Below are 23,581 nucleotides of genomic sequence, written 5' to 3' on the forward strand. Positions count from 1 at the left end.
AGATGACACCATGACAGATCACACCGCGGTCGGACGCACCGTCCTGGTCGTCGAGGACGACCCCGGCGTCCGCAACACCCTCGACCACCTCCTGCGCTTCGAGGGCTACCGGGTGCTCACCACCGCCGACGGGCAGGAGGCCCTCGAACTCCTGGAGCACCGGCGCCCCGACCTCGCGGTGGTGGACGTGGTCATGCCCCGCCTCGACGGCCTCGCCCTGTGCCGGATGCTGCGCCGGCGCGGCGACCGCCTGCCCGTCCTGGTCCTCACCGCCCGCCACCAGCTCGGCGACCGCGTCGCCGGACTCGACGCCGGCGCGGACGACTACCTCGCCAAGCCCTTCGCCACCGAGGAACTCCTCGCCCGCATCCGCGCCCTGCTGCGCCGCACCACCCCGCCCGGCGGGGAGGACCAGACCCTGCTGGCCCTCGACGACCTCACCCTGGACGCCGCCGCCCGCCGGGCCCACCGCGCAACGCGTCCGCTCGACCTCACCAAGACCGAGTTCGACCTGCTCGAACTGCTCCTGCGCAACCAGGGCACCGTGCTGACCCGCCACCAGATATACGAGCGCATCTGGGGCTTCGACTTCGACACCGACTCGCGCTCCCTGGACGTCTACATCGGCTACCTGCGCCGCAAGACCGAGGAGGGCGGCCGGCCCCGGCTGCTCCACACCGTCCGCAACGTCGGCTACACCGCGCGGTCCGCCTGATGCTGCGCACCAGGATCGGCCTCCTCGTGATCGCCGCGGTGCTGCTGGCGATCGCCGTGCCCGTCACCTCCGCCTACCGCGGCGTCAGCGACCTCGTCGCCGAACAGCTCGACCGCGGCCTCGACGACCGGGCCGACACCGTGATCGCGGCCCTGGACACCGACCGCCGCCCGGCCGCCCGGCCCGACACCGTCGAGCAGCTGCTCCTGCCCGACGGCACCGTCCAGCCGCTCGCCGCGCCCGCCGGGGCGACCGAACCGCCCGCGCCCCCGCGCCCGGCCCTGCCGGTCTCGCCCCGGGCGCTGGAGGTGGCCCGCACCGGGCAGGGCGCCCACCAGGAGGACGCCACCGTCGCCGGCACCCCCTACGGCGTGCTCACCAAGGCCCGCCCGGGCGGCGGGGGAGCGGTGATGGTCGGCCAGACCTACGCCGGGGCCGAACAGGTCGACGACGCGTTCCTGTCGCGGATCGCCTGGACCAGCACCGCCGCCGCCATGGTGTCGGCGCTGCTCAGCTGGCTGGTCCTCGGCCGGATCCTGCGCCCGGTGCGGCGCCTGGCCCACGCCGCCGAGCACATCACCACCACCCGCGACCTGGCCGTCCCGCTGCCCGCCGCCGGACGCGACGAGGTCGGCCGCCTCACCCGCGCCTTCGAGGCGATGGTCGGTGCGCTGCGCCGCTCCCGCGAACAGCAGCAGCGCCTCGTCCAGGACGCCAGCCACGAGCTGCGCACCCCGCTGACCTCGGTGCGCGGCTGCGCCGAACTGCTGCAGCGCGCCCGCGGACGGCTCGACCCGAAGGACGAGGAGCAGATCCTGGCGACGCTGGTCACCGAGACCGTCGCCCTGGACGAACTCGTCCGCGAACTCGTCGAACTGGCCACCGACCAGCAGACCGGGGAGGACCCGGAGGCGGTCGACCTGCCGGCCGCGGCGCAGGACAGCGCGGCCCGCTTCCGCCGCCGCACCGGACGGGAGATCACGGTGACCGCCGAGGGCCCGGTGCCGGTGCTGGCCCGGCCGCGCGCGGTGCTGCGCTGCGTGGACAACCTGGTCGGCAACGCGGTCAAGTTCAGCCCGGCCGGGACACCGGTGGAGATCCTCGTCACCGGCGGCCGGCTCGCGGTGCGCGACGGCGGGCCCGGCATCGCCCCCGCCGACCGGCAGGCCGTCTTCGAACGCTTCCACCGCGCGGCCGGCACCCAGTCGACGCCCGGCTCCGGGCTCGGCCTGGCCATCGTCCACGACCTCGTCACCGCCGACGGCGGCGAGGTCTTCGCCGCGCAGGCCCCGGGCGGCGGCGCCGAGGTCGGCTTCCGGCTGCCGCCCGCTCCGGGACAGATCTGACGCATCGTCATATTCTTTGTTCAGTAGTCCTGTTGATGACATCCGCAGGCCGCTCCCGACCCCGGGAACGGCCTGCGGTTCGGTGGGGACGGCGCGGCCTGACGGCCCGGCCGACCTACGCGGGGGCTGGGCGACCGCCCGCGCGGCGGGTAGATTCCACGCCGTCGGGACGACCGCCGCCCCGGTGCGGTCCCTGTGAGAGCGAGTGCAGCGTGACGAGTTCACCACCCCACCAGGCCTCCGCCGCCCGCAGCGCCGACCTCGCCCAGGCGCTGCGCTCGGGCCCGTTCGACCTCGCCCTGCGCACGGCCATCCGCGACAGCGGGCTGAGCCTGGAGGGCATCCAGCGCCGGCTCACCCGCCGCGGCCTGCAGGTCAGCGTCTCCAGCCTCAGCTACTGGCAGCGCGGCCGCAGCAGACCCGAGCGGCCCGACTCGCTGGCGGCGGTGCGCGTCCTGGAGGACGTGCTGGGGCTGCACCGCGACGAACTCGTCGTGCTGCTCGGCCCGCGCCGCCCGCGCGGGCGCTGGGTCGACCACATCCCCGGCTCGCTCGACTACGCCAGGACCTTCGGCGACCAGGCCGTCGAAGGCGTCCTGGCCGGACTCGACCCGCGCACCAACGCCCGGGTGGAGAGCCTGCACACCCGGGTCGACGTGCACATCGGCGCCCACCGCGAGGAGCGGCGCGTCGACGTGCTCCAGGTCGTGCGCGCCCTGGCCACCGGAGCGGACCGGCTGATCCTGCTGACCCAGGCCAAGCCCGAGATGTCCGCCGGCGCCGATCTCGGCCTGTCCGGACTGGTCGCCTGCCGGCTCGGCCGGCGCCGCATCGACCGCGAACTCGGCGTCGCCGCAGCAGAATTGCTGTTCGACCTGCCATTGCAGCCAGGGCAGACGACGGTCGTCGAGTACAGCTACGCCTATCCGTCGACCGAGGTCGCCACCCACTACCAGCGGATGGTGCGCTTCCCCGGCCGCGGACTGGTGCTGCGGGCCTGCTTCGACCCCGCCGCGCTCCCGGCGGGCTGCACCGCGGCCTGGCGCCCGCACCACGACGCGCCGCCGCAGGCCGTCGAGGAGGTCCCGGTCTCGCCGGCCGGTCACGCCTGCGCCGCCTTCCCGGACGTCAGCCCCGGGATCTACGGACTGACCTGGGAGTGGAACGACCAACCCGGGGAAGCGATCTGACGAAGCGTCAGCGCACCACGGCGGCCGCCAGCGCGGCCCGCACCAGCAGCGCGGGCGCACCGGAGCCGTCGGCCGGCACGCTCCACAGGTCGGTGCCGTCGTCCCCGGGCAGCGCGTACGCCAGCGTGCCGTCGTCCAGCCACAGCGCCTGGTCGTCGACGTCGCGCTGTTCCGCGGTCGCGCTCTCCGCCATGGTCCGCAGGTCCAGCACGTACAGCCGCCAGGGCGCGTCCTCCGGCAGCCCCGGCACCCGCTTCTTGTACGCGACCCGCGTCCCGTCGGGGGACAGCGACGGGCACTCCACGTCGCCGTGCAGCGTGGTCAGGGTGCGCCCGGCCACCCCGCCCGCGGCGAGGTAGGTGCGGCCCCCGGTGGCCACGGTGGCGTAGAACCGGTCGTCGTCGGCGAAGGTCACGCCCCACACGTTGACGTCGGGGGCACGGTACGGCGCGCCGTCGACGGTGAGCGCGTCGTCCTCCAGGTTCTCCTGCAGCGTCCACGTCCGGGTGTCCAGCACCGAGGTGCGGGTGGAGAAGGAGGTGCCCGCATAGGAGTCGCCGCTCAGGAACACCGTCCAGGCCACCAGGCGCCCCGAGGGCGAGACCCGGGCCCGGGTCGGGATCCCGGCCAGGTCGTAGTGCCGCACCTCGTGCAGCGCCGCGTCCAGCACGACGGCGCGGTACCCGTCCTGGACCAGCCCCGGCACCGCCTGCAGGCAGATCCCGGTACCGGCCGCCGCGTGGAAGCGCAGACAGGACGGCCCGTCGGCCACGGTGCGCACGGCGTCCGGGCGCGCCAGCGGGACGGCGGCCAGCCGGTCGCGCTGCGCACCCCAGGTCATGGTGCGGAACACCAGACGCGGACCGCCCGCCCCGGCGCCGAGCGACACCGGCCCGGACACCGCCGGCACCCCGGACGTCCGCCCGCCCCGGGCCCGCTCCGCGGCGTGCAGCACGGCCAGGGTGCCGGCCCCCGCCAGCAACGCCACCGCGACCAGCAGGACCAGCAGCCTGCGCCCGGCGCTCACACCCGCCCCCGCCCGTCGGCCGGAGCACCGGCACACCCGTCGGCCGGGGCACCGTCGCCCGCCGGCTCCGCGCCACCGCCCGGACCCAGCACCCGCGCCGCGAGCACCACCGCCCCGACCAGCGCACCCGCCACCACCGCCAGTGCCGCACCGTCGCCCCAGCGCGCCCACAGCACACCCACCGCCAGCGAGCAGCCGAACCGCCCCGCCGCCTGGCCCGTGCCGACCAGCGCCAGACCGGCCCCCCGCTGCGCCGCGGGCACCGCCGAGGCCGTCGCGGCCGCGAGCATCCCGTCGGTGGCCGCGTAGAACAGGCCGTGCAGGGCGAGCACCGCGCAGGCGGGTGCCGCCCCGCCGGCCGGGCGCAGCAGCAGGACGGCGTACCCGCCGAGCAGTGCCAGGTGCCCGAGCACGAAGACCCGTCGCCGGCCGAACCGGTCGCCGGCCGCGCCCAGCGGCACCGCCAGCAGCAGGTAGACCGCGGCCGTGCCGAGCGGCAGCAGCGGGAACCAGCCGGTGGGCAGGTCCAGGCGGCGCTGCGCCAGCAGGTAGACGAAGGAGTCGCTGAGGGTGGCGAGCCCGAGCAGCGCGGCGCACAGGGTGACCCGGCGCAGGCCGGGCAGGCGCAGCAGTCCGGCGACGGGCCGGCCGGCGGGCAGCACGGCGGTGAGGGGCGCCGTGCCGGCCGGGTGGCGGGGCACGAACAGGACGAGGACGAGCACGCCCAGGGCCGCCACGCAGGCGCTGACGGTGAACACGGCGTGGTAGCCCCCGGGCGCGGCCCGCAGGACGAGGAAGGCGAGCAGCGGCCCGGCCAGGGCGCCGGCGGTGTCCATCGCCCGGTGCACGCCGAAGGCGCGGGCGCGTCGCTCGGGCGGGGTGGCCAGCGAGATCAGCGCGTCGCGCGGTGCGGTGCGCAGCCCCTTGCCGACCCGGTCGACGGCCAGGACCAGGCCGAGCACGGGGGTGGTGCGGGCCAGCAGCAGCGCCGGTTTGCACAGTGCCGACAGGCCGTACCCGGCGGCCGCGACGGCCTTGTGCCGCCCCCATCCCTGGGCCCCCGTTCCGTCCGGTCCTGCTCCGTGCGGCCCCGCTCCGTGCGGCGGGCGGTCGGCGAGCAGCCCGCCGAGCAGGCGGACGACGACGGTCGCGCCGTTGTAGACGCCGTCCAGCACGCCGAACCCGAGCGGGGACACGTGCAGGGCGGTGACCAGGTAGAGCGGCAGGACGGCGGTGACCATCTCGGAGGAGACGTCCGTGACGAGGCTGACCGTGCCGAGGGCCAGCACGGTGGCGGCGATCCGGGCGGGCCGCCCCGGCCGCGGGGCCGGGGCGGCGTCGTCGGACGCCGGGGCGTGGCGGCTGTCCGCGAGGTACACGGTCAGTTCCAGATGCCGGTGATGTCGTGGGCGGAGGAGGACTTGCCGGCGTGCGCGCCGGTGCCGGCCAGGTCCTCCAGGGTGTGCAGCAGGTCGTAGTGGTTGTAGGAGGTGCTGCTGGTGGCGCCCGCCTTGGCGGGCTGTCCGTAGATCAGGGTGGGGATGTGGTTGCCGCTGTTGCGGTCGTCCTCGTCGTAGGTGACGACCAGCAGGCTGTTGTGGGTCTTCGCCCAGGAGGCGTAGCCGCCGAGCTTGTCCTTCAACCAGGTGTCGCCGGTGCCCACCGAGCAGTTGTGCATGTCGCTGCAGAGGTTCGGGATGACGAAGGAGACCGTGGGCAGCTTGCCGTAGTCGGTGGGGAACTGCGCGAAGGTGTGCGCGGTGGAGGTGGGGACGTTGCCGAAGCCCACCCAGGGGGCGTGCTTGCGGGCGTAGTCGCCGCTGCTGCAGGTGGTGGAGCCCTGGCTGGGCAGCGACTCGCTGTAGCTGCCCCAGCTCTTGCCGGCCGCGCTCAGCTCGCCGGCCAGGTTCGCGGCCTTGCTGAAGCCGGGGGAGTAGCAGGAGTCGTCGGTGATGCCCTGGGTGCTGCCGGAGAACACCGCGAAGTAGTTCGGCTGGCTGGGGTGGGTGATGCCGTAGGAGGCCTTGAGCAGGGCGCCGCCGGTGGCCAGGGAGTTCAGGAAGGGCGCGCTGGAGCTGCCGATGATCTGCCCGTAGGCGTGGTTCTCCAGCATCACCACCACGACGTGGTCGGGGGAGGGGAGGGCGGTGGCCGAGGCGGCGGTGCCGGCGGTCAGGGCGGTGGCGCCGGTCGCGCCGGCCAGGGCGGCGGCCAGGACCAGCGCGGTGCGGGAACGGGCGCCGGGTGAACCGGCGGTGCGGGAACTGACGGTGCGGGAGCGGGCGGTGGCGAAGGGCATGCCTGTCTCCAGGATGGGGTCGAGAGCGGGGTGGGGGTGGGCGGCCGGACGGGGCGGGGGTGGTGAGCCGCTGATGGTGGTCGACGGTCCCGCGGCCCCGACGGTGCGTCAAGATCGCCGGGGGGCCGGGGTGGAGAGCTGTCAACGGCGGCCCAACTGTGTGGACGTCCCGGGCCCGTGACCCCGGGGCGGGGCCGGTTCGCGGGCGGTGGCCGGCGGCCAAAACTGTGGATTCCTCAGCTGGGTCCGGCCGGGTGGCGTGCCGCGGCGGGCGTCGACTGGCGAATCCACAGAATTGCCCGCCGGCCCGGCCGGGGGCGGTGCGTCGCCGCAGCTTCGCGGGTCCGGACCCGCTCCGGCGTCAACTGTCAAGAAGCCTGAGCGGGAGGGCAGTTGACCACCTCACCGGCACCGGAGAACACTCTCGTCCCGCACCGCCCCCGCCCCTCGGGGCCCGTCGGGCGGCTGCCTTCCCCGGACCCCCGCCGGTCCGGCCCGGCCGGGCGCCGGGCCGGCGGGACCATCCCACTCCCCCCGTCAGGAGCCCTTCGTGCCTCCACACCCGTTCACGCCCTCCGCCGCCCGCTCCCGCCTGCGCTCCTTCGCCGGCGGTGGTGCCGCCCTGCTGCTGTGCGCGCTGCCGACCGCCACCACCCCCGCCCTCGCCTCCTCCTCCGGGGTCTCCACGGCGGCCCCGCGCGCTGCCGCCGGCCTCACCTCCGGGAACTGGTCCGGCTACGCGGCCACCGGTTCGACGTACCAGTCCGTCTCCGCCACCTGGATCCAGCCGAGGATCACCTGCTCCGTGGCCGGCGCGGTCTCGATCTGGGTCGGCCTCGACGGGCAGGGCACCAGGACCGTCGAGCAGACCGGCACCCAGGCCGAGTGCGCCACCGTCAACGGCACGCCCCGCTACTTCGCCTGGTGGGAGAACTACCCGGACCCGGAGTCCCCCTACCGCGACGCCGTGCGCCCCGGCGACACCATGACCGCCTCCGTCGTCTACGACCACGGCCACGACACCTACACCGCGAAACTCACCGACGAGACCCTCGGCTGGACGGAGACCAAGTCCTTCGCCCGCTACGGCGGAGCCACCAACGGCAGCGCCGAGGTGATCGCCGAGGCCCCCAACCGCAACGGCTCCCGCACCCCGCTCGCCGACTTCGGCAGCGTCACCTTCACCCGCGCCGCCATCGACGGACGCACCCTCGCCGCCGCCTCCGCCACCACCGTGACGATGGCCCGCAACGGCGTCACGGAGGCCACCGCCGGCCCGCTCGCCAGCGGCGGCGACTCCTTCACCGACACCTGGAAGCACTCCTGACGACCGCCGACACCCCTGCGAGGAGCCGTTCATGACGATACGTCAGATCCTTACTCGACCCGTTCCGTCCGCCGTCACCCTCACGCTGGCCGCCGCCCTGGCCGCCGCCACCCTCGCCCCGGCCGCCCACGCCGGGGCCGCGGCCACCGCCCACCAGCGGCCCTGGCACCAGCTGTGCGCGGCCCCCACCGAGACCACGGCCGGCTGCGACGTCCTGGAGGTCGACACCCCCGCCGGGGCCGCCCCCCGCCTCGGCACCCAGGCCGCCGCCCCCGCCGGCTACGGCCCCGCCGACCTCCGGTCCGCCTACCACCTGCCCGCCGACGGCGGCACCGGCCAGACCATCGCCGTCATCGACGCCTACGACGACCCCAAGGCCGAGAGCGACCTCGCCGTCTACCGCAAGCAGTACGGCCTGCCCGCCTGCACCACCGACAACGGCTGCTTCCGCAAGGTCGCCCAGAACGGCCAGGCGAGCCCGCTGCCCTCCCCGGCCAGTGCCAACCAGGGCGCCGAGGACTCCCTGGACCTCGACCTGGTGTCCGCCGTCGCCCCCAACGCGAAGATCGTCTTCGTCGAGGCCGCCAGCGCGAAGATCTCCGACATCGGTGCGGCCGTCAACCAGGCCGTCAGGCTCGGCGCGAGGTTCGTCTCCAACAGCTACATCTTCAAGGAGTCCGCCGACGACTCCACGTACGACAAGAACTACTACGACCACCCCGGCGTCGCCATGGTCGCCGGCAGCGGCGACTGGGACTACTCCTGGGGCGTCGGCTACCCCTCCAGCTCCCCCTACGCCACCTCCGTCGGCGGTACCTCCCTGGTGAGGGCGGACAACGCCCGCGGCTGGAACGAGAGCGTCTGGAACACCAAGGCCGGCGAGGGCACCGGCTCCGGCTGCTCCGGCTACGAGCCCAAACCGGCCTGGCAGAAGGACACCGGCTGCACCCGGCGGATGGCCACCGACGTCTCCGCCTCCGCCGACCCCGGCCACGGCGCGGCCGTCTACGACAGCTACCAGAAGAGCGGCTGGAACACCTACGGCGGCACCAGCGCCGCCACCCCGATCATCGCCGGCGTCTACGCCGACGCCGGCACCCCCAGCACCGGCTCCAACCCCGCCTCCTTCCCCTACGCCCACCCCGGCGCCCTCAACGACGTCACCACCGGCAACAACGGCACCTGCAGCCCCGCCTACTTCTGCACCGCCGGCAAGGGCTACGACGGGCCCACCGGCCTCGGCACCCCCGCCGGCACCGACGCCTTCCGCGGCTGAACCCGCCCGACGGCGCCCGCGGCGCCCCCGGTCCGCACACCCGCGGACCGGGGGTGCCGCCACGCGCCCGGACCGGGGGTGCGCGGACCGGAACCGCGGCCACGCACCCCCCTGCCGATACGCGACGGATTCGCCCCCGCCGCGGTGACCACTACCGTCGGGGACGTCAACCACCGCACCCCACCAGGGAGAACAACGATGACCGCCTACGCGATCGCCCAGGTCCACTCGGTCGAGTTCGGCCCCGACATCGTCGAGTACCTGCAGCGCATCGACGCCACCCTGGACCCCTTCGGCGGCCGCTTCCTCATCCACGGCGACCGCTTCGAGGCCGTCGAGGGCAGCTGGGGGCGCCACCTCATCCTCATCGAGTTCCCCGACCACGACCGCCTGCGCGCCTGGTACGACTCGCCCGCCTACCGGGAGATCCTGCCGCTGCGCACCCGGCACATGGTCGCCGACGTCGTCCTCGCCCACGGCGTGCCCGACGGCTACCGCGGTGCCGACGCGCTCAAGCACTGAGCCGCCGGTCCCCGCCGCCCGGCCCCGGGCGCGCCGCCGCCCCGCCGCTTGCTCAGCGCCCCGCGGTCCGCTCGCGCCACCAGTGCACCGTGGCCGCGACCTGCTCCTCCAGCGGAGTGGCGCGCACGGTGAAGGCTGCCTCGTAGGCGGAGGTGTCCAGGACGAACGGGCGGTCGAACTGGTAGCGGACCTCGCGCAGTTCACGCAGCAGCGGGGAGAACAGGCCCGCCACGCCCAGCAGCGCGGGGGAGAAGCGGCGCACCGCGACCGGGCCGGTGCCGGCCTGCGCGGCGAGGCGCTCCACCATCGTGCGCACCGGCAGGGCGGGGGCCGTCGGCACGTGCCAGGCCCGCCCCCAGGCCCGTTCCTCGCCGGCGATCTCGGCCATCGCCCGTGCCACGTCCGGCAGGTAGGTCCAGCTGTGCGGGGCGTCCGGGTCGCCGAGGACGGCGATCGAGCGGCCCTTGAGCAGGCCGGGCACCACCCGGGAGGCCAGGTGGCCGCCGTCGGTGACGCCGGGGCCGAAGAAGTCCGAGGCCCGCACCTCCACCGCCCGGATCCGCCCGGCCTCGTGCAGTGCCCGCGCCCGTTCCCATCCCGCCGCCCGCGCCCGCCCCTTGGGGCCGGTCGCCGCCAGGGGCAGGTCCTCGGTCATCGGGCCCGCCGCCGGCCCGTAGCCGTACAGGTTGCCGAGCAGGACGAGCACCGCCCCGGAGGACTCGGCGGCCGCGCACAGCGAGTCCACCAGCGCCGGCCACCGCTCGGCCCACTGCGCCAGCGGCGGCGCCGCGCACCCGTGGATCGCCACCGCCCCGCCCGCGGCCCGGGCCAGCGCCGCGGGCTCGGCGGCGTCCAGCGCGACGTGCTCCACCCCGGGCACCGACGCCGTGCCCCGGCCCCCGCTGCGGGTCACCACCCGCACGGTGTTCCCCTGCTCGGCCAGCAGACGGGCGGTGGCGGCCCCGGCGGGCCCGTATCCGACAACCACATGAACGCTCACCCGCCCCACCCTAGGGTCTGGCCCGTGGCGCCCCGTCAGGTGCCCCGGGCAGGTGGGGTCGACGCAGGGCGGACCGGGTCAGCAGGCGCCGGTGCCCGTCCAGCCGTGGTCGAGCAGGTCGAAGACCCGGTCGAGGGCGGTGTCGGGGTCGTGGGACCCGCGGACGAGGGCGGGCGCCTCCAGGGCGAAGTGGGCCAGGGCCCGGCAGCCCGGGTCGTCGGCGGCCAGTCCGGCGTCCTCGGCGATCGCGGCGGCCAGGGCCTGCTCGTGCCGCAGCCACATCCGGCGGGCGTACTCGCGCAGCGCCGGGGTGGTGTCGATCAGGCGCAGGAAGTCGTCGAACCGCGGGTCGGTGTGGACCCGGCGGGAGTGCGCGCCCAGCAGCAGCCGGTGCAGGGCCCGCGGCACGGACTGCCCGGCGGGGCGCTCGCGGACCGCCGCGACCAGGGCCGCCTCGCGGTCCTCGTCCTGGTCGAAGACCAACGCCTCCTTGCCGTCGGGGAAGTGCTTGAAGAGCGTCGTCACCGAGACGTCGGCGGCGTCGGCGATCTCGCGCACCCCGACCTCCTCGTAGCCCCGCTCGGTGAACAGCCGCAGCGCCGCGTCGGCGAGGGCCTGGCGGGTGGCTGCCTTCTTGCGCTCTCGGCGCCCCATCTCGGTCACCCGCTCACCCTACCGCGTTCATGGATCGGGTAAGAAAGTTTAGCTGTTACGCTTTTTTAGCGGTTGCACCCACAAGGGTGCCGCCGCACCCGTTCGCGACCCGTTCGCGCTCCGCGCCACCCGAGGGAAGGCCCCGATGACGAACAGCACACCCCGGATCCACATCGTCGGCGGCGGGCCCGCCGGCCTGACCTGCGCCCGCGTCCTGCAGGGCCACGGCATCGACGTCACCGTCCACGACGCCGACGACGCCGTGGACTCCCGCGACGCCGGCGGCACGCTCGACCTGCACGCCGACTCCGGACAGATCGCCCTCGAGGACGCCGGCCTGCTCGACGCCTTCACCGCGCAGGCCCGCCCCGAGGGCCAGGCCAAGACCCGCCGCGACCACCACGGCACCGTCCTCGCCGAGTTCACCCCGGCCCCCGGCGACGAGGCCGCACCCGAGATCGACCGCGGCCGGCTGCGCCGCCTGCTCGCCGACCACCTGCGACCCGGCACCGTCCACTGGGGCCACCGCCTGCAGCGGGTGACCCCGCTCGGCCACGGCCGGCACCGCCTGGACTTCGCCGACGGCACCAGCGCGCAGGCCGACCTGCTGATCGGCGCCGACGGGGCCTGGTCGAAGGTGCGCCCCCTGGTCAGCGACGCCGTGCCGCAGCACCTGGGCGTCTGCTTCCTGGACGCCCGCTACGACGAGGTCGACTCCCGCCACCCCGGGATCGCCGCACTCGTCGGCGACGGCCACCTGTTCGCCAACGACGGCGACGGCCGCGCGGTGATCCTGCAGCGCAACGGCGACGGCGTGGTCCGCGGCTACCTCGCCTTCCGCGCCGCACCGGACTGGCACGTCGGCGCCGGCGTCGACCTCGCCGACCGGGAGAGCATCCGCTCCCACCTGACGCGGGAGTTCGGCCACTGGTCGGAGGCCCTGCGCACGCTGATCGTCCGCAACGACGGCGACTACGTGCCGCGCTCCTTCCAGGCCCTGCCCGCCCCGCTCACCTGGGAACACGTCCCCGGCGTCACCCTGATCGGCGACGCCGCCCACCTGATGGCGCCGTTCGGCGGCCACGGGGCCAACCTGGCGATGCTGGACGGCGCCGAACTCGCCCACGCCGTCAGCCGCGCACTGACCGGCCCCGACCCGGCCGCCGGCCCCGACCCGGCCGCCGGCCTCGACGCGGCGACCGGCCTCGACGCGGAACTCGCCCGCTACGAGGCGGACATGTTCGCCCGCACTGCGGACCTGGCCGTGAGCTCGAACCAGGCCCTGCGGGACTTCTTCGCCACCACCGACACCCCGCACCTGCCGCCGGACCACGAGCAGGAGCACCGCGACTACCTCGCCCGGGCCCAGGCCTACCGGCAGGACCGCGCCCGGCGGACGGCCACGGAGCCCACCGGGGCCTGACCCCCGCCCGGCGGACCGACGCGCGGTGCCGGGCACCCCGGCGCCGCGCCCGTCCGGGCGTGCACCCGGCAGAGCCCGCCGGACGGCGGCTAGCCGCCGTCGCCCAGCACGTGCCGCCGGCCCCAGGCGCCCAGCGGGGCCAGCGCCTCGTTGAGCCGCAGCCCGGCCGGCGTGAGCGCGTACTCGACCCGCGGCGGCACCTCGTCGTACGACTCGCGGTGCACGATGCCGTCCGCCTCCAGCTCGCGCAGGTGGGCGGCGAGCACCTTCTCGGTGATGCCCGGGACGTTGCGGCGCAGCTCGCCGAAGCGCAGGCACGGCCGTTCGGCGAGCGCCCAGAGGATCAGCACCTTCCACTTGCCGCCGATCACCTCCATCGCGGCATCGATCCCGCACACGTGCGCGCCGGGCCTCGCCCCGGTCGTCGTCCCCGCCGTCATCCCCGCCCACCCCGTCCATCGCCCGACCTGCTCGCTCACCTCAGGGTAACCACCCACTCCGAAGTGCGTACTTGATCATCCGGGGGAGCCGCGGCGAGCCTGAACGGCATGACGCACACCATGACTGACACCCCGTCGGACCACGCCGGCGACCGCGACCGCCCCGCCTCCCCCACCCCCCTCACACTGCTCGGCCTCGGTGCGATGGGCACCGCGCTGGCCGAGGCCTGGCTGGCCGCCGGGCACCCGCTCACCGTCTGGAACCGGACCGCCGCCCGCACCGAACCGCTCGCCGCGAAGGGCGCCACCGTCGCCGCGACCGCGGCCGCCGCGGTCGCCGCCAACCGGCTGGTGGTGGTCTGCCTCCTGGACGACGCCTCGGTCGAGGAGGCCCTGGCCGGGGCCGACCTGACCGGCGGGGACGTCGTCAACCTGGTCACCGGCACCCCGGGCACGGCCCGGGCCCGCGCCGCCGCGGTGACCGCGCGCGGCGCCCGCTACCTCGACGGCGGCATCATGGCCGTCCCGCCGATGATCGGCGTCCCGGCGGCCGGCCCGTACGTCTTCTACAGCGGTTCGCGCGCACTCTTCGAGGAGCACCGGGCGGCCCTCGCCGCCCCGGCCGGCACCCGGTACGTCGGCGAGGACGCCGGCTTCGCCGCACTGCACGACGTGGCACTGCTCAGCGCGATGTACGGCATGTTCGCCGGTGTCGCGCACGCCTTCGCGCTGGTGCGGGGCGAGTCCGTGGACCCGCTGGAGCTCGCGCCGCTGCTCTCCTCCTGGCTCACCGCGATGACCGGCTCGGTCACGGCCACGGCGCGGCAACTGACGGCCGGCGACTACACCAAGGGCGTCGTCTCCAACCTGGCGATGCAGGTCGCGGGCGTGCCCACCTTCCTGCACACCGCGCAGGAACAGGGCGTGAGCACGGAACTGCTGACGCCCTACTTCGACCTGATGAAGCGCCGCCTGGCCGCCGACGACCGCAACGGCGCCGAGGACCTCACCGGCGTGGTCGACCTGCTGCGCGCCTGACCGCCGACGCCCCCCTCCCCGGGGACAGGGGCCCTAATCCACGCTGCCGTCCACCCCGTCCGCGCCGCCGTCCACCCCGTCCACCCCGTCCGCGCCGGCGGTGAGCAGGGTGCCCGTGCGGGTGCGCAGGTGCAGGGCGGTGCGGCCGCAGCGGCGGGTGGCCACCAGGCCGGCGCCGCGCAGGGCCCCCAGATGCTGTGAGACGGCTCCCGGGGTGACGCCCAGGCGGTCGGCCAGTGCGGGCGTGCTCAGCGGCTCGCCCAGCGCGGCGAGCAGCGCCGCCCGGGTGCGGCCCAGGACGGCGGCCAGACCGGCGGACGACGCCCGCGGCTGCTCCCAGAGCAGCCCCACCCCGGCCGCGGGGTAGCGGATCGAGGCGGCGGCGCGCGGGGCGTGGTCGACGATCACGTCCGGCCAGCCGAAGACGGTCGGCATCAGCACCAGGCCGTGCCCGCCCGCCTCGACCGTCCACGCCGCGCCGGTGCGCCGGCGCCCGTGCACCAGCAACTCGCCCTCCCGCCACACCACGTCACCGTGCAGCTGGGCGAACAGCCCCTCCACCCCGCCGTCCACCAGCGCCACCGCCCGCCGGCCGAGGTCCGCCTCCAGCACCGCCCGCATCCGCCCCCAGTGCGGGGCCACCAACCGCTCGTGACAGCGCGCCAGCGCGTCGGCGACCCGCTCCGTCAGGGCCGCGGGCGCGGGCAGCCCGCGGGCCCGGGGGCCCAGCGCGGCGGTGCACTCCGCCGCCACGTACGCCGCCTCCGCCGTGCGCACGGCGGCCAGCTCGGCCTCGAACGCGGGCAGCCGCTCGCCCGGCGCCGGGAACAGGAAGGACGGCAGGCACCCCTCCAACAGGGCCCGCAGCAGCCCCAGTTCCGGCTCCCCGGCCAGCACCTCCCGCGCCTCGCGCACCCACGGCCGGTGCACGTCGTGCCCGCCGGCCCCGAGTGCCGCCCGCACCCCGAGCACCGTCTCAGCCAGCGGCGACACCGCGAACCGCACCCGGGCCACCTCCGCCGCCGACAGCCGGATCTCCACCGCCACGCCGGCACCACCCCTCGATCGTTTAGCCCTGGCTGAACGATAGCCGCGCCCCGCCACCACCCCGCAGGCTGTCCGCCATGACCACCACCCGCCCCCGGCGCACGCAGACCACGCAGACCACGCAGACCACGCAGACCTTCACCTCCCACGACGGGACCGAGCTCGCCTACCGCACCGTGGGCGACGGCCCGCCGCTGCTCTGCCTGCCCGGCGGCCCCGGCCGCGCCGCCGAGTACCTCGGCGACCTCGGAGGCCTCGCCGCCCACCGCACCCTGGTGCTGCCCGACACCCGCGGCACCGGCGCCTCCGCCGCCTCCGCCGACCCGGCCGGCTACCGGGTCGACCGCCTGGTCGCCGACGTCGAGGCGCTGCGCCGCCACCTCGGCCTGGACCGAGTCGACCTGCTCGGCCACTCCGCCGGCGGCAGCCTGGCCCTGCTGCACGCCGCCGCGCACCCCGACCGGCTGAGCAGCCTGACCCTGGTCACGCCCTCGTTCGCCGCCGTCGGCCTGCCCTCCGACACCGGCGCCGAGGAGGTGATCGCCGCCCGCGCCGGCGAGCCCTGGCACGCCGGGGCCGTCGCCGCCTACCGCCGGGTCAAGGCCGCCCGCAGCTTCGCCGAGGCCGCCCCGCACCGCCCCGCCTTCGAACCCCTCATGTACGGCCGCTGGGACGGCACCGCCCGCGCTCACGCCGCCGCCGACCCCCGCCAGCGCTCGCTGACCGTCAGCGAGCACTACTACGCCGACTACACCCCCGACACGGCGGACCTGCGCCGACGCCTGGCCGCCCTGCCCTGCCCGGTGCTGCTGCTCGCCGGCGAGCTGGACCTGTGGCCCACCGCCGTCTCCGCCGCCGGGGCGGCCGCGCTCTTCCCCGACGCCGTCCTCACCGTCCAGCCGGGCGCGGGCCACTACCCGTGGCTGGACGACCCGCAGGCGTTCACGGCGGCCGTGGCCGGCTTCCTGTCCTCGGCCGCGGGCCGGGCGGACGGCCGCTGACGGCCGGCGGCGCGGGTGCCGGCGGGCGGTGGCGTTTCCCGCACCGGCGGCGGTGGCGTGGTCAGCAGTCCGTGGCGATGTAGAGGAGGACGAGACCGTCGTCGGTGGTGAACTCGTACGCCGCGTGGACGGGCGGATCCGTCGCGTCGAACCGGGCCCGCGCTTCGAGCCAGGCGCCGGGGCGCTCGGCCTCCGTCAGGAAGCGGGGCAGCCACCACCCGACCCGGTCGTCGTAGTGGTCGCCCATGGACATCATGTCGGCGCTCACGGCCAGCCGCTTGGCCCGCCGGGGATCCAGCGGCCCGCGGGCGAGCCGCCAGTGGCGGCCGTCGGCGTCGGTGAAGCCGCGGGCCATCAACGGCGAAGGGACGTAGGAGCCGACGGACTCCGCCTCGGGCGCCGGGCCCATGGCGGCCACGACGTCGGCAAAGGCTCCGGCACGTTCTCGCTTCTTCGGCACCCGCTCAGGATGGCAGGACCACCCCCGACGGTCGATCGGGATCGGCGGTGCGCGGGGTGGCCGCCGACGGGCTGCGGGGGCAGGCGTCCTGACCAGGAAAAACCTGGTATGGAGAACATAAAAGACGATCTATGCTGTCGATGTTCACGAGTTCTCCGTACGAAGCAGGTCTGCTGAATGAAGCTGCCCCGGGTGTCCGCCGTCGTCGCGGCCGCCGTCCTGGCCCCGACCGTCCTGTTCCCGTCGATGGCCTCGGCCGCCGACAACCCGCAGCCGGCCGGCGTCTCCGGCCCCGACACCGGCTCCGAGGGCGCCGCGGACCAGACGGGCGGTCAGGAGGAGCACGACCGGGCCGAGGTGCAGCGCCTGCTCGCCGACCCGGAGAGCGGCCCGGGTGTGCGCGAGGCCGCGCAGAAGGCCCTCGCCGGCACCGCCGCGGACCTGCGACAGTTCCTGACCGTCGAGCTGGCGCGCCAGCGGGGCGACGACAACCGGGTCAAGCTCTCGAAGATCATGGTCGCCGGCGGCCCCGCCGTGCGCGAGGCGGCCGGCCACGCGCTGGACGGCACCGACGCCGACGTCCTGCAGTTCCTCACGGTGGGCCAGTTCACCGCCCGCGCCTCGGACGAGCGCGTCCTGGCCGTCCTCACCCTGTCCGACCCGGACAACGGCCCGCACGTGCGCGAGGCCGCGGTGAAGGCCCTCCAGGGCACCCCCGCCGACGTCACCCGCTTCCTGACCACCGAGCTTCCCGCGCTGCGCGCCACCGACCACCGGATCAAGGTCTCCCAGCTCGCCGAGACCGGCGGACCGGCCGTGCGCAAGGCCGCCCTCGCGGCCCTGGACGGCGACGACGCGGCCGTCACCGCGTTCCTCAAGGCCGGCTGGGCCACCGCCCGCGCCGCCGACGAGGCCGCCGCGAACACCCCCGCCCCGCAGCCGACCCGGTCCGCCGAGCAGCAGCCCGCGGCCCCCGCCGCCCGGCCCGCCGCGCTCACCACCACGACCGGCACCACGGCGGACACCGCGGCAGGCGCCACCGGCGCCACCGGCACGACCACGGCCGGCACGACGGCCGCCGCGGCCGAGGTCCGCCCCGGCCAGCTGGCCGCCACCGGCACCGAGGGCCTCGGCTGGGAGGCCGGCGGCGCCGCCGCGCTCGGCGCCGTGGGCGCGGCGCTCGTCGCCGTCTCCCGCCGCCGCCCCGCCGAGGACTGACACCCCGGCGCTCCTGCGACGCCCTGACGTCGGCTGACGTCGCCCGACGCCCCCGGCCGCCCGTGCGGCCGGGGGCGCGGCGTGTGCCAGGATGCCGACGACACCGATCACCCGAACCGAAGGAGTCCGCCATGGCCAAGGGCCTGTTCGCGACCCTGGACACCACGCTGGGCCCGATCCGGCTGGAGCTGCTGCAGTTCCACGCGCCCAAGACGGTCCGCAACTTCGTCGAACTCGCCGAGGGCACCCGCGAGTACACCGACCCGCGCACCGGCGAGCCGGGCAGCGGCCCCTACTACGACGGCACGTCCTTCCACCGCGTGATCGCCGGGTTCATGATCCAGGGCGGCGACCCCACCGGCACCGGCACCGGGGGCCCCGGCTACGCCTTCGCCGACGAGTTCCACCCCGAACTGCACTTCACCAAGCCCTACCTGCTCGCGATGGCCAACGCCGGCCCGGGCACCAACGGCTCCCAGTTCTTCATCACCGTGGGCACCCCCGCCCACCTCAACCGCCGCCACACCATCTTCGGCCAGGTCGCCGACGCCGCCTCCAAGGCCGTCGTCGACGCCATCGCCGCCACCCCCACCGCCGACGAGCGCCCCGTCGAGGACGTCGTCATCACCAAGGTCACCATCGAGCGCCTCTGACCCCCGCCCCGGGCCCGCCACGGCAGCCCCCGGGACCGGGGTGGGGTCAGAGCCAGCCGCGTTCGTCGGCGATCCGCAGGGCCTCGGTGCGGTTGCGGGAGGCGGTCTTGGCGATGGCCGAGGAGAAGTAGTTGCGCACCGTCCCCTCCGACAGGTGGAGGCGGGCGGCGATCTCGGCGACCCCGGCGCCGGCGCGGGAGGCGTTGAGCACGTCGCGCTCGCGGGCGGTGAGCGGGGAGGCGCCGGCCGCGAGGGTCGCGGCGGCCAGCTCCGGGTCCACCACCCGCTCGCCCGCCGCGACCCGGCGGATCGCGTCGGCCAGCACCTCGGCCGGGGCGTCCTTGACCACGAAGCCCAGCGCCCCGGCCTCCATGGCCCGGCGCAGGTAGCCGGCGCGCCCGAAGGTGGTGAGGACGACCACCCGGCAGCCGGGCACCTGCTCGGCCAGCACCGCGGCCGCCGCCAGGCCGTCCAGCCCGGGCATCTCGATGTCCAGCAGCGCCACGTCGGGGCGGTGCTCGCGGGCCGCGCCCACCACCTGGTCGCCGCGGCCGACGGCGGCGACCACCTCGAAGCCGTCCTCCAGGTCGAGCAGCGCGCACAGCGCGGTGCGCACCAGCTCCTGGTCCTCGGCGAGCAGCAGACGGATCGTCATGTCGTCCCTTCCCCGGCCGGCGGGCGCCCCCGGTGGGCACCCGGCGGGACGGTGACCAGCAGCCGCCACCCGCGCGGGCCCAGCGGCCCGGCCTCGACGGTACCGCCGGCCGCCGCGACCCGTTCGCGCAGCCCGGCCAGCCCCCGCCCGCCGCCGCTGTCGACACCGGAACCACCGGACCCGCCGTGGCCACCGGACCCGCCGTGGCCGCGGTAGCCGCTGCCGTCGTCGCGGATCTCCACCGAGGAGGCGGTGAGCAGCACCGTGCAGCGCCCGGCCCGGGCGTGCCGGACCACGTTGGTCAGCCCCTCCCGCACCACCCAGCCGAACAGCTCCCGCTCCGCGGGGGCCACCGCCTCGGCCGCCGACGGCAGGTCGGCCACCACCCCGGCGGCCCGCAACAGCTCGCGTCCGCGCGCCAGTTCGCCGGCCAGTGTCACCTCGCGGAAGCCGGAGACGGCCGCCCGCACGTCCGTCAGCGCCTGCCGGGACAGCTCCTCCACGGCGGCCATCTCCGCCTGCGCCCGGTCGGCGTCCCGGTCGGCCAGGCGCTGCGCCAGGCGGGACTTGACGGTGATCGCGGTGAGCGAGTGCCCGAGCAGGTCGTGCAGGTCGCGGGCGATCCGGTCGCGTTCGGCCTCCGAGGCGAGGCGGGCGACCTCGGCCCGGGCCGCGACCAGGGCCCGGTTGGTGCTGGCGATCTCGGCGAAGGCCCCCACCGTCAGCGCGTTGAACAGCAGTGCCAGGGCCTGGAACCCGCCGGGGCCGGTGTGCCAGGGGGTCACCGCCCACGGCACCAGCAGGGCGGCCAGCGTGCCGGCGGTCACCACCGGGGCGGCGCGGCGGGGCCACAGCACCACGGCGAAGGAGACCCCGACGGTGGCGAGGAAGAACGCGTCCTCGTGGGCGAACGGCAGCGCGGCCAGGAACAGTGCGCCCTGCACGGCCAGCAGCCGGGCCGCCCGGCGCCGGTGGCCGCGCACCATCGCCCGGGCGGTGGCCAGGTAGCACAGGCCGAACGCGGTGACCACGGCGTACCCGGCGGCCGCGGCGGCGCCGGACACGGTGGAGCCGACGGCCATGGCGGTCAGGGCGGGGTAGACCAGCATCCCGGTGCCCAGCAGTGTGCGCCGCCAGCCCTGCGCCCAGCGCTGCGGGGACGGCGGCGGCTGCTGCCCGTCCTGCCGCCCCCGCCGGGTCGTCCGTCCGGACCCGTCCACCCGAACCCGCCTCACGTCGCGTCAGACCGTGCGGAACAGGGTACGCAGCCGGCGCCCGTTGACGAGGACGGCGACACCCAGCAGCGCCAGTCCGCAGAGCCCCTGCTCGACCTTCATCCAGACGGGGAAGGTCCCGGGTGCGGCGATGATGGCGACGACCGCGGCGACCAGGACGGCCGAGACGATCCGCAGCCGGCGGTAGGCACGGTGCGATCCGCGGGCGGCCCGCCCGGTGAGCGCGAGGGCGAACGCGGCGCTGGCGGCGGCCGCGGTGCCGCGGATCCACACCGCGGAGTTCACCGCGTCGTGGTGGTCACGGAGGGCGAGGGCGGCCACCAGGGTGGCCACGCTGAGGCCCAGGTAGGCGAGTACGAGTCGCCTGACGTCGCGCAGGGCCCGGACGGTGTCGGGGTGGCTCGGGTCGGTGGAGGTCATGCCCCCATCGTGGCCGGGCCCGGGCTCCGCCCGGCAGTGTGCAGGTGCACCGCCGGACGGTGACAATTGTCAGCCGCCGCCCGGCGGGGCCGGGCGGCGGCTGGGGTGGGGCGGGGCGGAACAGGGTGGAGCGGGTGGAGCGGGGGGCGTCAGGCGCAGGTGGTGAAGGTGGGGCTGGTGTTGGCGATGTAGAGGGTGGCGCCGCCGCTGGGGTCGGAGGTGAGCGGGATGGTGATGGTGTCCTCGGCGGTCCACGGGATGCCGCGGGCGTCGAAGGTCCAGGTGCCGGTGACCTTGCGGGCGAGTTCGGCCAGGGTGACCCAACCGTACTGCTGCGGCGGGACGTTGACGGTGACGCTGTTGTTGACGGTGGTCGAGCCCTGCCACACGTTGGTGTAGTTGACGCTGGTGGTGACCGCCGCCTTGAACACCTCCCCGGCCGTGCCGCCGATCTCCGACCCGATCTGGCCGCCGATGCTGCTGGACCAGCCGCTCATGCTGGTGACGGCGAAGTTCTGCTGGGCGGCGCTGCTGGTGTTGTTGAACCAGACGGAGGAGACGCAGATCCTGGGCAGCGGCGCGGCGGGGGCCTCGCTCTTCAGGGCCCAGGAGCAGGAGCCCGGGTCCTTCTGGCACTGCTTGGCGGCGTGGTCCAGGGCGAGGCTGCGGGCGGCCGCGGGGAAGCCGGTGGACCACTGCTGGTTGACGGTGCCGTTGCAGGTGTACTGGTCGGTCCAGGCGTCGTCGTACTGGGCGCCGAGCAGCAGGTCCAGGCAGGTGTTGTCGCCCTGGTGGCGGATCATGAACGCGTCGGCGGAGCCGGCGACGGGCTGCAGGAACCAGCGCTGGCTGGCCTGTCCGGCGCAGGTCTGCTGGCGCAGGGCGGGGGTGAAGAAGGCCAGGTCGATGCACTTGCCGGTGTCGTTGTTGACGATGGTGAAGGAGTAGTCGGACGGGTCGACGCTCAGCCGCCAGGACTGGTGGTAGCCGGGCGCGGAGTTGGTGACGACGTAGGCGCCGTCGCCGGTGTTGCCGTTCTGGACGTCGAGCTGGCGCCCGTTGCTCAGGGACTTGATGGTCAGGCACTGCTGGGGTGAGCTGCAGGCCGCGGCCGGGGCGGCGGCGGCCCGGGCGGTCGCGAACGGGGCGGCCGTCAGGCCCAGGGCGGCGCAGCAGGCCACCAGGAGGGCGGCGAGCAGGCGCAGCCGGGCGGCCGGGCGGCTCGGGGTCGCGGTGGAGGGCACGGGGGCGGGGTCCTTTCGTCGGGGTGGGTCGTGTCGGGGGCCTGCGGGATCCGCACGGGGTGCGGCCCGGGGTGTGACCGGGGTGTCGCCGGAGGCCGGGGAGAGGGGCGGCAGGTCGGGCCTGCGGGCCGGGAGGCCTGCAGGTCAGGCGGCTGCGGCGAAGGCCGCCTCCAGGCGCGGGACGTAGTCCACGAGGTCCTGCGCCCAGCAGCCGGGGCTGTGGCCGCCGTTGCAGGCGGGGCCCCAGGCGGCGCCGTTGCCGTAGTCGACGTAGTGGTGGGGCAGCCGCAGGGCGTCCAGGCGGTCCTTGAGGCGCTTGGCGGTGCCCTCGGCCCAGAACTCCATGTCGCCGGCGTTGCCGTTGCCGTTGCCGGTGTAGACGGCGATGCCGGTGTCGGCGAGCAGGCCCAGCCGGGAGACCGGGTCGGCGGCGTTCCAGCGCCAGTCGGCGTTGAACACCGGGTAGGGGGAGCCGAAGACGGCGTCGCTGGACACGGTGGGGCCGAAGTCGAGGCCGCAGGGCCGGCCGTCGCTGGGGCCGCACAGCACGGTGCCGGCGTTGGTGAGGGTGGCGACCACGGCGCCGCGGATGATCATCTCGTCGACGGACAGGTCGTTGGCGCCGGACATGGTGAGGACCTGGCCGAACAGGTCGGGGCGGTCCTGGGCGTAGTGCAGGGCGCCGAAGCCGCCCATCGACAGGCCGCCGACGGCCCGGCTGCCGCGCCCGGTGAGGGTGCGCAGGTTGGCGTCGACGAACGGGACGACCTGGTTCAGGTGGAAGGTCTCCCAGTTCTGCGCCCCGGCGGCGGTGTTCTGGTCGAGCCAGTCGGTGTACCAGCCGCGCAGCCCGCCGTCCGGGATGACGGTGATCATCGACCTGGCCGCGGTGAGGGCCGGGTAGGCCAGGGCCGGGTCGCTCGGGTTGTCCGAGGCGCCGTGCAGGAAGTACAGGACGGGGTAGCGCCTGGTCGGCTCGGCCGCGTAGCCGGCGGGCAGCAGGATCCGGACGGTGTGCTGCCCGGCGACCTGGGGGGTGGTCACGGTGATCACGAAGTTGGTGGCGCTGCCGGTGGCGGTGCCGACCTGGGTGAGCCCGAAGCCGTCGTGCAGCGGCGGCGGGGCGTCGGGCGCGGCGAGGGCGGCGGGTGCGGCCGGCAGCAGCAGGAGCAGGCAGGCGGCCAGGGCGGTGAGCGCCGCACGGGCGCGCCGGTGCGGGCCGCCTCCGGCCGAGGTGCTGGAGGCGGTGGACTTCGGCCGGGTGCGTCCGGGCAGGGGGAACGGGGGCCGGGCAGGGGTCATGGGCCGTCCTTGGCTGGGGGGTGCTGCGCCGCGAGTGCCGCCGCTGCCGTCGCCGCTGCCGCTCCCGCACATGTCTGGACACCGACAAC

Annotated in this window: 24 protein-coding genes; 11 read left to right on the forward strand and 13 right to left on the reverse strand. The window is 75.8% G+C overall.

The window, feature by feature from the left end; translation table 11 throughout:
• Positions 1-10 precede the first annotated feature (10 nt).
• The 3 genes from ACIA8Q_RS11865 (at position 11) to ACIA8Q_RS11875 (ending at position 3,251) form a co-directional block, all read left to right on the forward strand.
• Entirely contained in the window at positions 11-715 is a 705-nt protein-coding gene (locus ACIA8Q_RS11865) for a response regulator transcription factor (RefSeq protein ID WP_360210590.1), read from the forward strand.
• Positions 715-2,061 carry a HAMP domain-containing sensor histidine kinase gene (locus ACIA8Q_RS11870; protein WP_360210588.1) on the forward strand — a complete coding sequence of 449 codons (1,347 nt, stop codon included), beginning with the start codon at positions 715-717 and terminating at the stop codon, positions 2,059-2,061. Before ACIA8Q_RS11865 ends, ACIA8Q_RS11870 begins: the two co-directional genes overlap by 1 nt.
• Before the next feature lie 212 nt (positions 2,062-2,273).
• Positions 2,274-3,251, forward strand: coding sequence for a hypothetical protein (locus ACIA8Q_RS11875; protein ID WP_360210586.1), 978 nt, complete (start codon positions 2,274-2,276; stop codon positions 3,249-3,251).
• 7 nt (positions 3,252-3,258) lie between these two features.
• On the opposite strand, the gene ACIA8Q_RS11880 is transcribed toward ACIA8Q_RS11875, so the two are convergent.
• Genes ACIA8Q_RS11880 through ACIA8Q_RS11890 form a run of 3 tightly spaced genes read right to left on the reverse strand, consistent with a single transcriptional unit; the run spans position 3,259 to position 6,577 of the window.
• A complete protein-coding gene (locus tag ACIA8Q_RS11880) occupies positions 3,259-4,278 on the reverse strand; it encodes a TolB-like translocation protein (protein ID WP_360210584.1) in 1,020 nt (339 codons plus the stop codon).
• On the reverse strand, positions 4,275-5,657 hold the full coding sequence (locus ACIA8Q_RS11885; protein ID WP_360210582.1) for an MFS transporter: 1,383 nt from the start codon (positions 5,655-5,657) through the stop codon (positions 4,275-4,277). The genes ACIA8Q_RS11880 and ACIA8Q_RS11885 overlap by 4 nt, the downstream gene beginning before the upstream one ends.
• Positions 5,658-5,659: 2 nt before the next feature.
• A complete protein-coding gene (locus ACIA8Q_RS11890; RefSeq protein ID WP_360210580.1) occupies positions 5,660-6,577 on the reverse strand; it encodes an alkaline phosphatase family protein in 918 nt (305 codons plus the stop codon).
• Between the two features lie 550 nt (positions 6,578-7,127).
• Between ACIA8Q_RS11890 and ACIA8Q_RS11895 the strand changes: the two genes are divergently transcribed.
• The 3 genes from ACIA8Q_RS11895 (at position 7,128) to ACIA8Q_RS11905 (ending at position 9,702) form a co-directional block, all read left to right on the forward strand.
• Positions 7,128-7,904: a G1 family glutamic endopeptidase gene (locus ACIA8Q_RS11895; RefSeq protein ID WP_360210578.1), complete on the forward strand. Its 777-nt coding sequence runs from the start codon at positions 7,128-7,130 to the stop codon at positions 7,902-7,904.
• A gap of 31 nt (positions 7,905-7,935) precedes the next feature.
• Complete coding sequence (locus ACIA8Q_RS11900; RefSeq protein ID WP_360210576.1) at positions 7,936-9,180, forward strand: S53 family peptidase; 1,245 nt, start codon at positions 7,936-7,938, stop codon at positions 9,178-9,180.
• 198 nt (positions 9,181-9,378) lie between these two features.
• The gene (locus tag ACIA8Q_RS11905; protein WP_360210574.1) at positions 9,379-9,702 is read left to right on the forward strand and encodes a DUF1330 domain-containing protein; all 324 of its coding nucleotides are present in this window, start codon (positions 9,379-9,381) and stop codon (positions 9,700-9,702) included.
• 52 nt (positions 9,703-9,754) lie between these two features.
• On the opposite strand, the gene ACIA8Q_RS11910 is transcribed toward ACIA8Q_RS11905, so the two are convergent.
• Entirely contained in the window at positions 9,755-10,702 is a 948-nt protein-coding gene (locus tag ACIA8Q_RS11910; RefSeq protein ID WP_360210572.1) for an NAD-dependent epimerase/dehydratase family protein, read from the reverse strand.
• Positions 10,703-10,780: 78 nt separating this feature from the next.
• Entirely contained in the window at positions 10,781-11,356 is a 576-nt protein-coding gene (locus ACIA8Q_RS11915) for a helix-turn-helix domain-containing protein (protein WP_360210632.1), read from the reverse strand.
• Positions 11,357-11,501: 145 nt separating this feature from the next.
• On the opposite strand from ACIA8Q_RS11915, the gene ACIA8Q_RS11920 reads away from it, so the two are divergent.
• On the forward strand, positions 11,502-12,779 hold the full coding sequence (locus ACIA8Q_RS11920; RefSeq protein ID WP_360210570.1) for an NAD(P)/FAD-dependent oxidoreductase: 1,278 nt from the start codon (positions 11,502-11,504) through the stop codon (positions 12,777-12,779).
• A gap of 89 nt (positions 12,780-12,868) precedes the next feature.
• Here ACIA8Q_RS11920 and ACIA8Q_RS11925 read toward each other — a convergent pair whose 3' ends face one another.
• Entirely contained in the window at positions 12,869-13,219 is a 351-nt protein-coding gene (locus ACIA8Q_RS11925) for a helix-turn-helix domain-containing protein (protein ID WP_360210630.1), read from the reverse strand.
• A gap of 120 nt (positions 13,220-13,339) precedes the next feature.
• Between ACIA8Q_RS11925 and ACIA8Q_RS11930 the strand changes: the two genes are divergently transcribed.
• On the forward strand, positions 13,340-14,257 hold the full coding sequence (locus ACIA8Q_RS11930) for an NAD(P)-binding domain-containing protein (protein WP_360210628.1): 918 nt from the start codon (positions 13,340-13,342) through the stop codon (positions 14,255-14,257).
• Positions 14,258-14,290: 33 nt separating this feature from the next.
• Here the strand turns inward: ACIA8Q_RS11930 and ACIA8Q_RS11935 are convergent, their stop codons facing one another.
• Positions 14,291-15,304, reverse strand: coding sequence for a DUF5937 family protein (locus ACIA8Q_RS11935; protein WP_396317083.1), 1,014 nt, complete (start codon positions 15,302-15,304; stop codon positions 14,291-14,293).
• A gap of 77 nt (positions 15,305-15,381) precedes the next feature.
• On the opposite strand from ACIA8Q_RS11935, the gene ACIA8Q_RS11940 reads away from it, so the two are divergent.
• Positions 15,382-16,305 (forward strand): alpha/beta fold hydrolase, encoded by a 924-nt coding sequence (locus tag ACIA8Q_RS11940; protein WP_396317084.1) that lies wholly within the window; start codon positions 15,382-15,384, stop codon positions 16,303-16,305.
• Between the two features lie 61 nt (positions 16,306-16,366).
• On the opposite strand, the gene ACIA8Q_RS11945 is transcribed toward ACIA8Q_RS11940, so the two are convergent.
• Positions 16,367-16,765: a hypothetical protein gene (locus ACIA8Q_RS11945; RefSeq protein ID WP_360210564.1), complete on the reverse strand. Its 399-nt coding sequence runs from the start codon at positions 16,763-16,765 to the stop codon at positions 16,367-16,369.
• Positions 16,766-16,942: 177 nt separating this feature from the next.
• On the opposite strand from ACIA8Q_RS11945, the gene ACIA8Q_RS11950 reads away from it, so the two are divergent.
• Together ACIA8Q_RS11950 and ACIA8Q_RS11955 are read left to right on the forward strand one after the other, a co-directional pair.
• Complete coding sequence (locus ACIA8Q_RS11950; protein ID WP_396317085.1) at positions 16,943-17,983, forward strand: ALF repeat-containing protein; 1,041 nt, start codon at positions 16,943-16,945, stop codon at positions 17,981-17,983.
• Positions 17,984-18,114: 131 nt separating this feature from the next.
• Positions 18,115-18,636: a peptidylprolyl isomerase gene (locus ACIA8Q_RS11955; protein ID WP_360210560.1), complete on the forward strand. Its 522-nt coding sequence runs from the start codon at positions 18,115-18,117 to the stop codon at positions 18,634-18,636.
• A gap of 46 nt (positions 18,637-18,682) precedes the next feature.
• Here ACIA8Q_RS11955 and ACIA8Q_RS11960 read toward each other — a convergent pair whose 3' ends face one another.
• The 5 genes from ACIA8Q_RS11960 to ACIA8Q_RS11980 form a co-directional block, all read right to left on the reverse strand.
• Positions 18,683-19,291 (reverse strand): response regulator transcription factor, encoded by a 609-nt coding sequence (locus ACIA8Q_RS11960; protein ID WP_396317086.1) that lies wholly within the window; start codon positions 19,289-19,291, stop codon positions 18,683-18,685.
• Complete coding sequence (locus ACIA8Q_RS11965; protein ID WP_360210556.1) at positions 19,288-20,511, reverse strand: histidine kinase; 1,224 nt, start codon at positions 20,509-20,511, stop codon at positions 19,288-19,290. The genes ACIA8Q_RS11960 and ACIA8Q_RS11965 overlap by 4 nt, the downstream gene beginning before the upstream one ends.
• Before the next feature lie 21 nt (positions 20,512-20,532).
• Complete coding sequence (locus ACIA8Q_RS11970; RefSeq protein WP_360210554.1) at positions 20,533-20,946, reverse strand: hypothetical protein; 414 nt, start codon at positions 20,944-20,946, stop codon at positions 20,533-20,535.
• A 149-nt stretch (positions 20,947-21,095) separates the two neighbouring features.
• Positions 21,096-22,190, reverse strand: a complete 1,095-nt coding sequence (locus ACIA8Q_RS11975; protein ID WP_360210552.1) for an RICIN domain-containing protein — start codon at positions 22,188-22,190, stop codon at positions 21,096-21,098.
• Between the two features lie 144 nt (positions 22,191-22,334).
• Positions 22,335-23,492, reverse strand: coding sequence for an alpha/beta hydrolase family protein (locus ACIA8Q_RS11980; RefSeq protein ID WP_360210550.1), 1,158 nt, complete (start codon positions 23,490-23,492; stop codon positions 22,335-22,337).
• Positions 23,493-23,581: the final 89 nt, after the last annotated feature.

Source organism: Kitasatospora sp. NPDC051705 (assembly GCF_044453265.1).
Lineage (GTDB): Bacteria > Actinomycetota > Actinomycetes > Streptomycetales > Streptomycetaceae > Kitasatospora.

What these genes read in the sequence shown, in the direction of transcription:
- ACIA8Q_RS11865 (WP_360210590.1), top strand. Translation starts at nt 11, where the DNA reads ATGACAGATCACACCGCGGTCGGACGCACCGTCCTGGTCGTCGAGGAC.
- ACIA8Q_RS11870 (WP_360210588.1), top strand. Translation starts at nt 715, where the DNA reads ATGCTGCGCACCAGGATCGGCCTCCTCGTGATCGCCGCGGTGCTGCTG.
- ACIA8Q_RS11890 (WP_360210580.1), bottom strand. Translation starts at nt 6,577, where the DNA reads ATGCCCTTCGCCACCGCCCGCTCCCGCACCGTCAGTTCCCGCACCGCC.
- ACIA8Q_RS11900 (WP_360210576.1), top strand. Translation starts at nt 7,936, where the DNA reads ATGACGATACGTCAGATCCTTACTCGACCCGTTCCGTCCGCCGTCACC.
- ACIA8Q_RS11905 (WP_360210574.1), top strand. Translation starts at nt 9,379, where the DNA reads ATGACCGCCTACGCGATCGCCCAGGTCCACTCGGTCGAGTTCGGCCCC.
- ACIA8Q_RS11915 (WP_360210632.1), bottom strand. Translation starts at nt 11,356, where the DNA reads ATGGGGCGCCGAGAGCGCAAGAAGGCAGCCACCCGCCAGGCCCTCGCC.
- ACIA8Q_RS11920 (WP_360210570.1), top strand. Translation starts at nt 11,502, where the DNA reads ATGACGAACAGCACACCCCGGATCCACATCGTCGGCGGCGGGCCCGCC.
- ACIA8Q_RS11925 (WP_360210630.1), bottom strand. Translation starts at nt 13,219, where the DNA reads ATGACGGCGGGGACGACGACCGGGGCGAGGCCCGGCGCGCACGTGTGC.
- ACIA8Q_RS11930 (WP_360210628.1), top strand. Translation starts at nt 13,340, where the DNA reads ATGACTGACACCCCGTCGGACCACGCCGGCGACCGCGACCGCCCCGCC.
- ACIA8Q_RS11940 (WP_396317084.1), top strand. Translation starts at nt 15,382, where the DNA reads ATGACCACCACCCGCCCCCGGCGCACGCAGACCACGCAGACCACGCAG.
- ACIA8Q_RS11950 (WP_396317085.1), top strand. Translation starts at nt 16,943, where the DNA reads ATGAAGCTGCCCCGGGTGTCCGCCGTCGTCGCGGCCGCCGTCCTGGCC.
- ACIA8Q_RS11955 (WP_360210560.1), top strand. Translation starts at nt 18,115, where the DNA reads ATGGCCAAGGGCCTGTTCGCGACCCTGGACACCACGCTGGGCCCGATC.
- ACIA8Q_RS11960 (WP_396317086.1), bottom strand. Translation starts at nt 19,291, where the DNA reads ATGACGATCCGTCTGCTGCTCGCCGAGGACCAGGAGCTGGTGCGCACC.
- ACIA8Q_RS11970 (WP_360210554.1), bottom strand. Translation starts at nt 20,946, where the DNA reads ATGACCTCCACCGACCCGAGCCACCCCGACACCGTCCGGGCCCTGCGC.
- ACIA8Q_RS11980 (WP_360210550.1), bottom strand. Translation starts at nt 23,492, where the DNA reads ATGACCCCTGCCCGGCCCCCGTTCCCCCTGCCCGGACGCACCCGGCCG.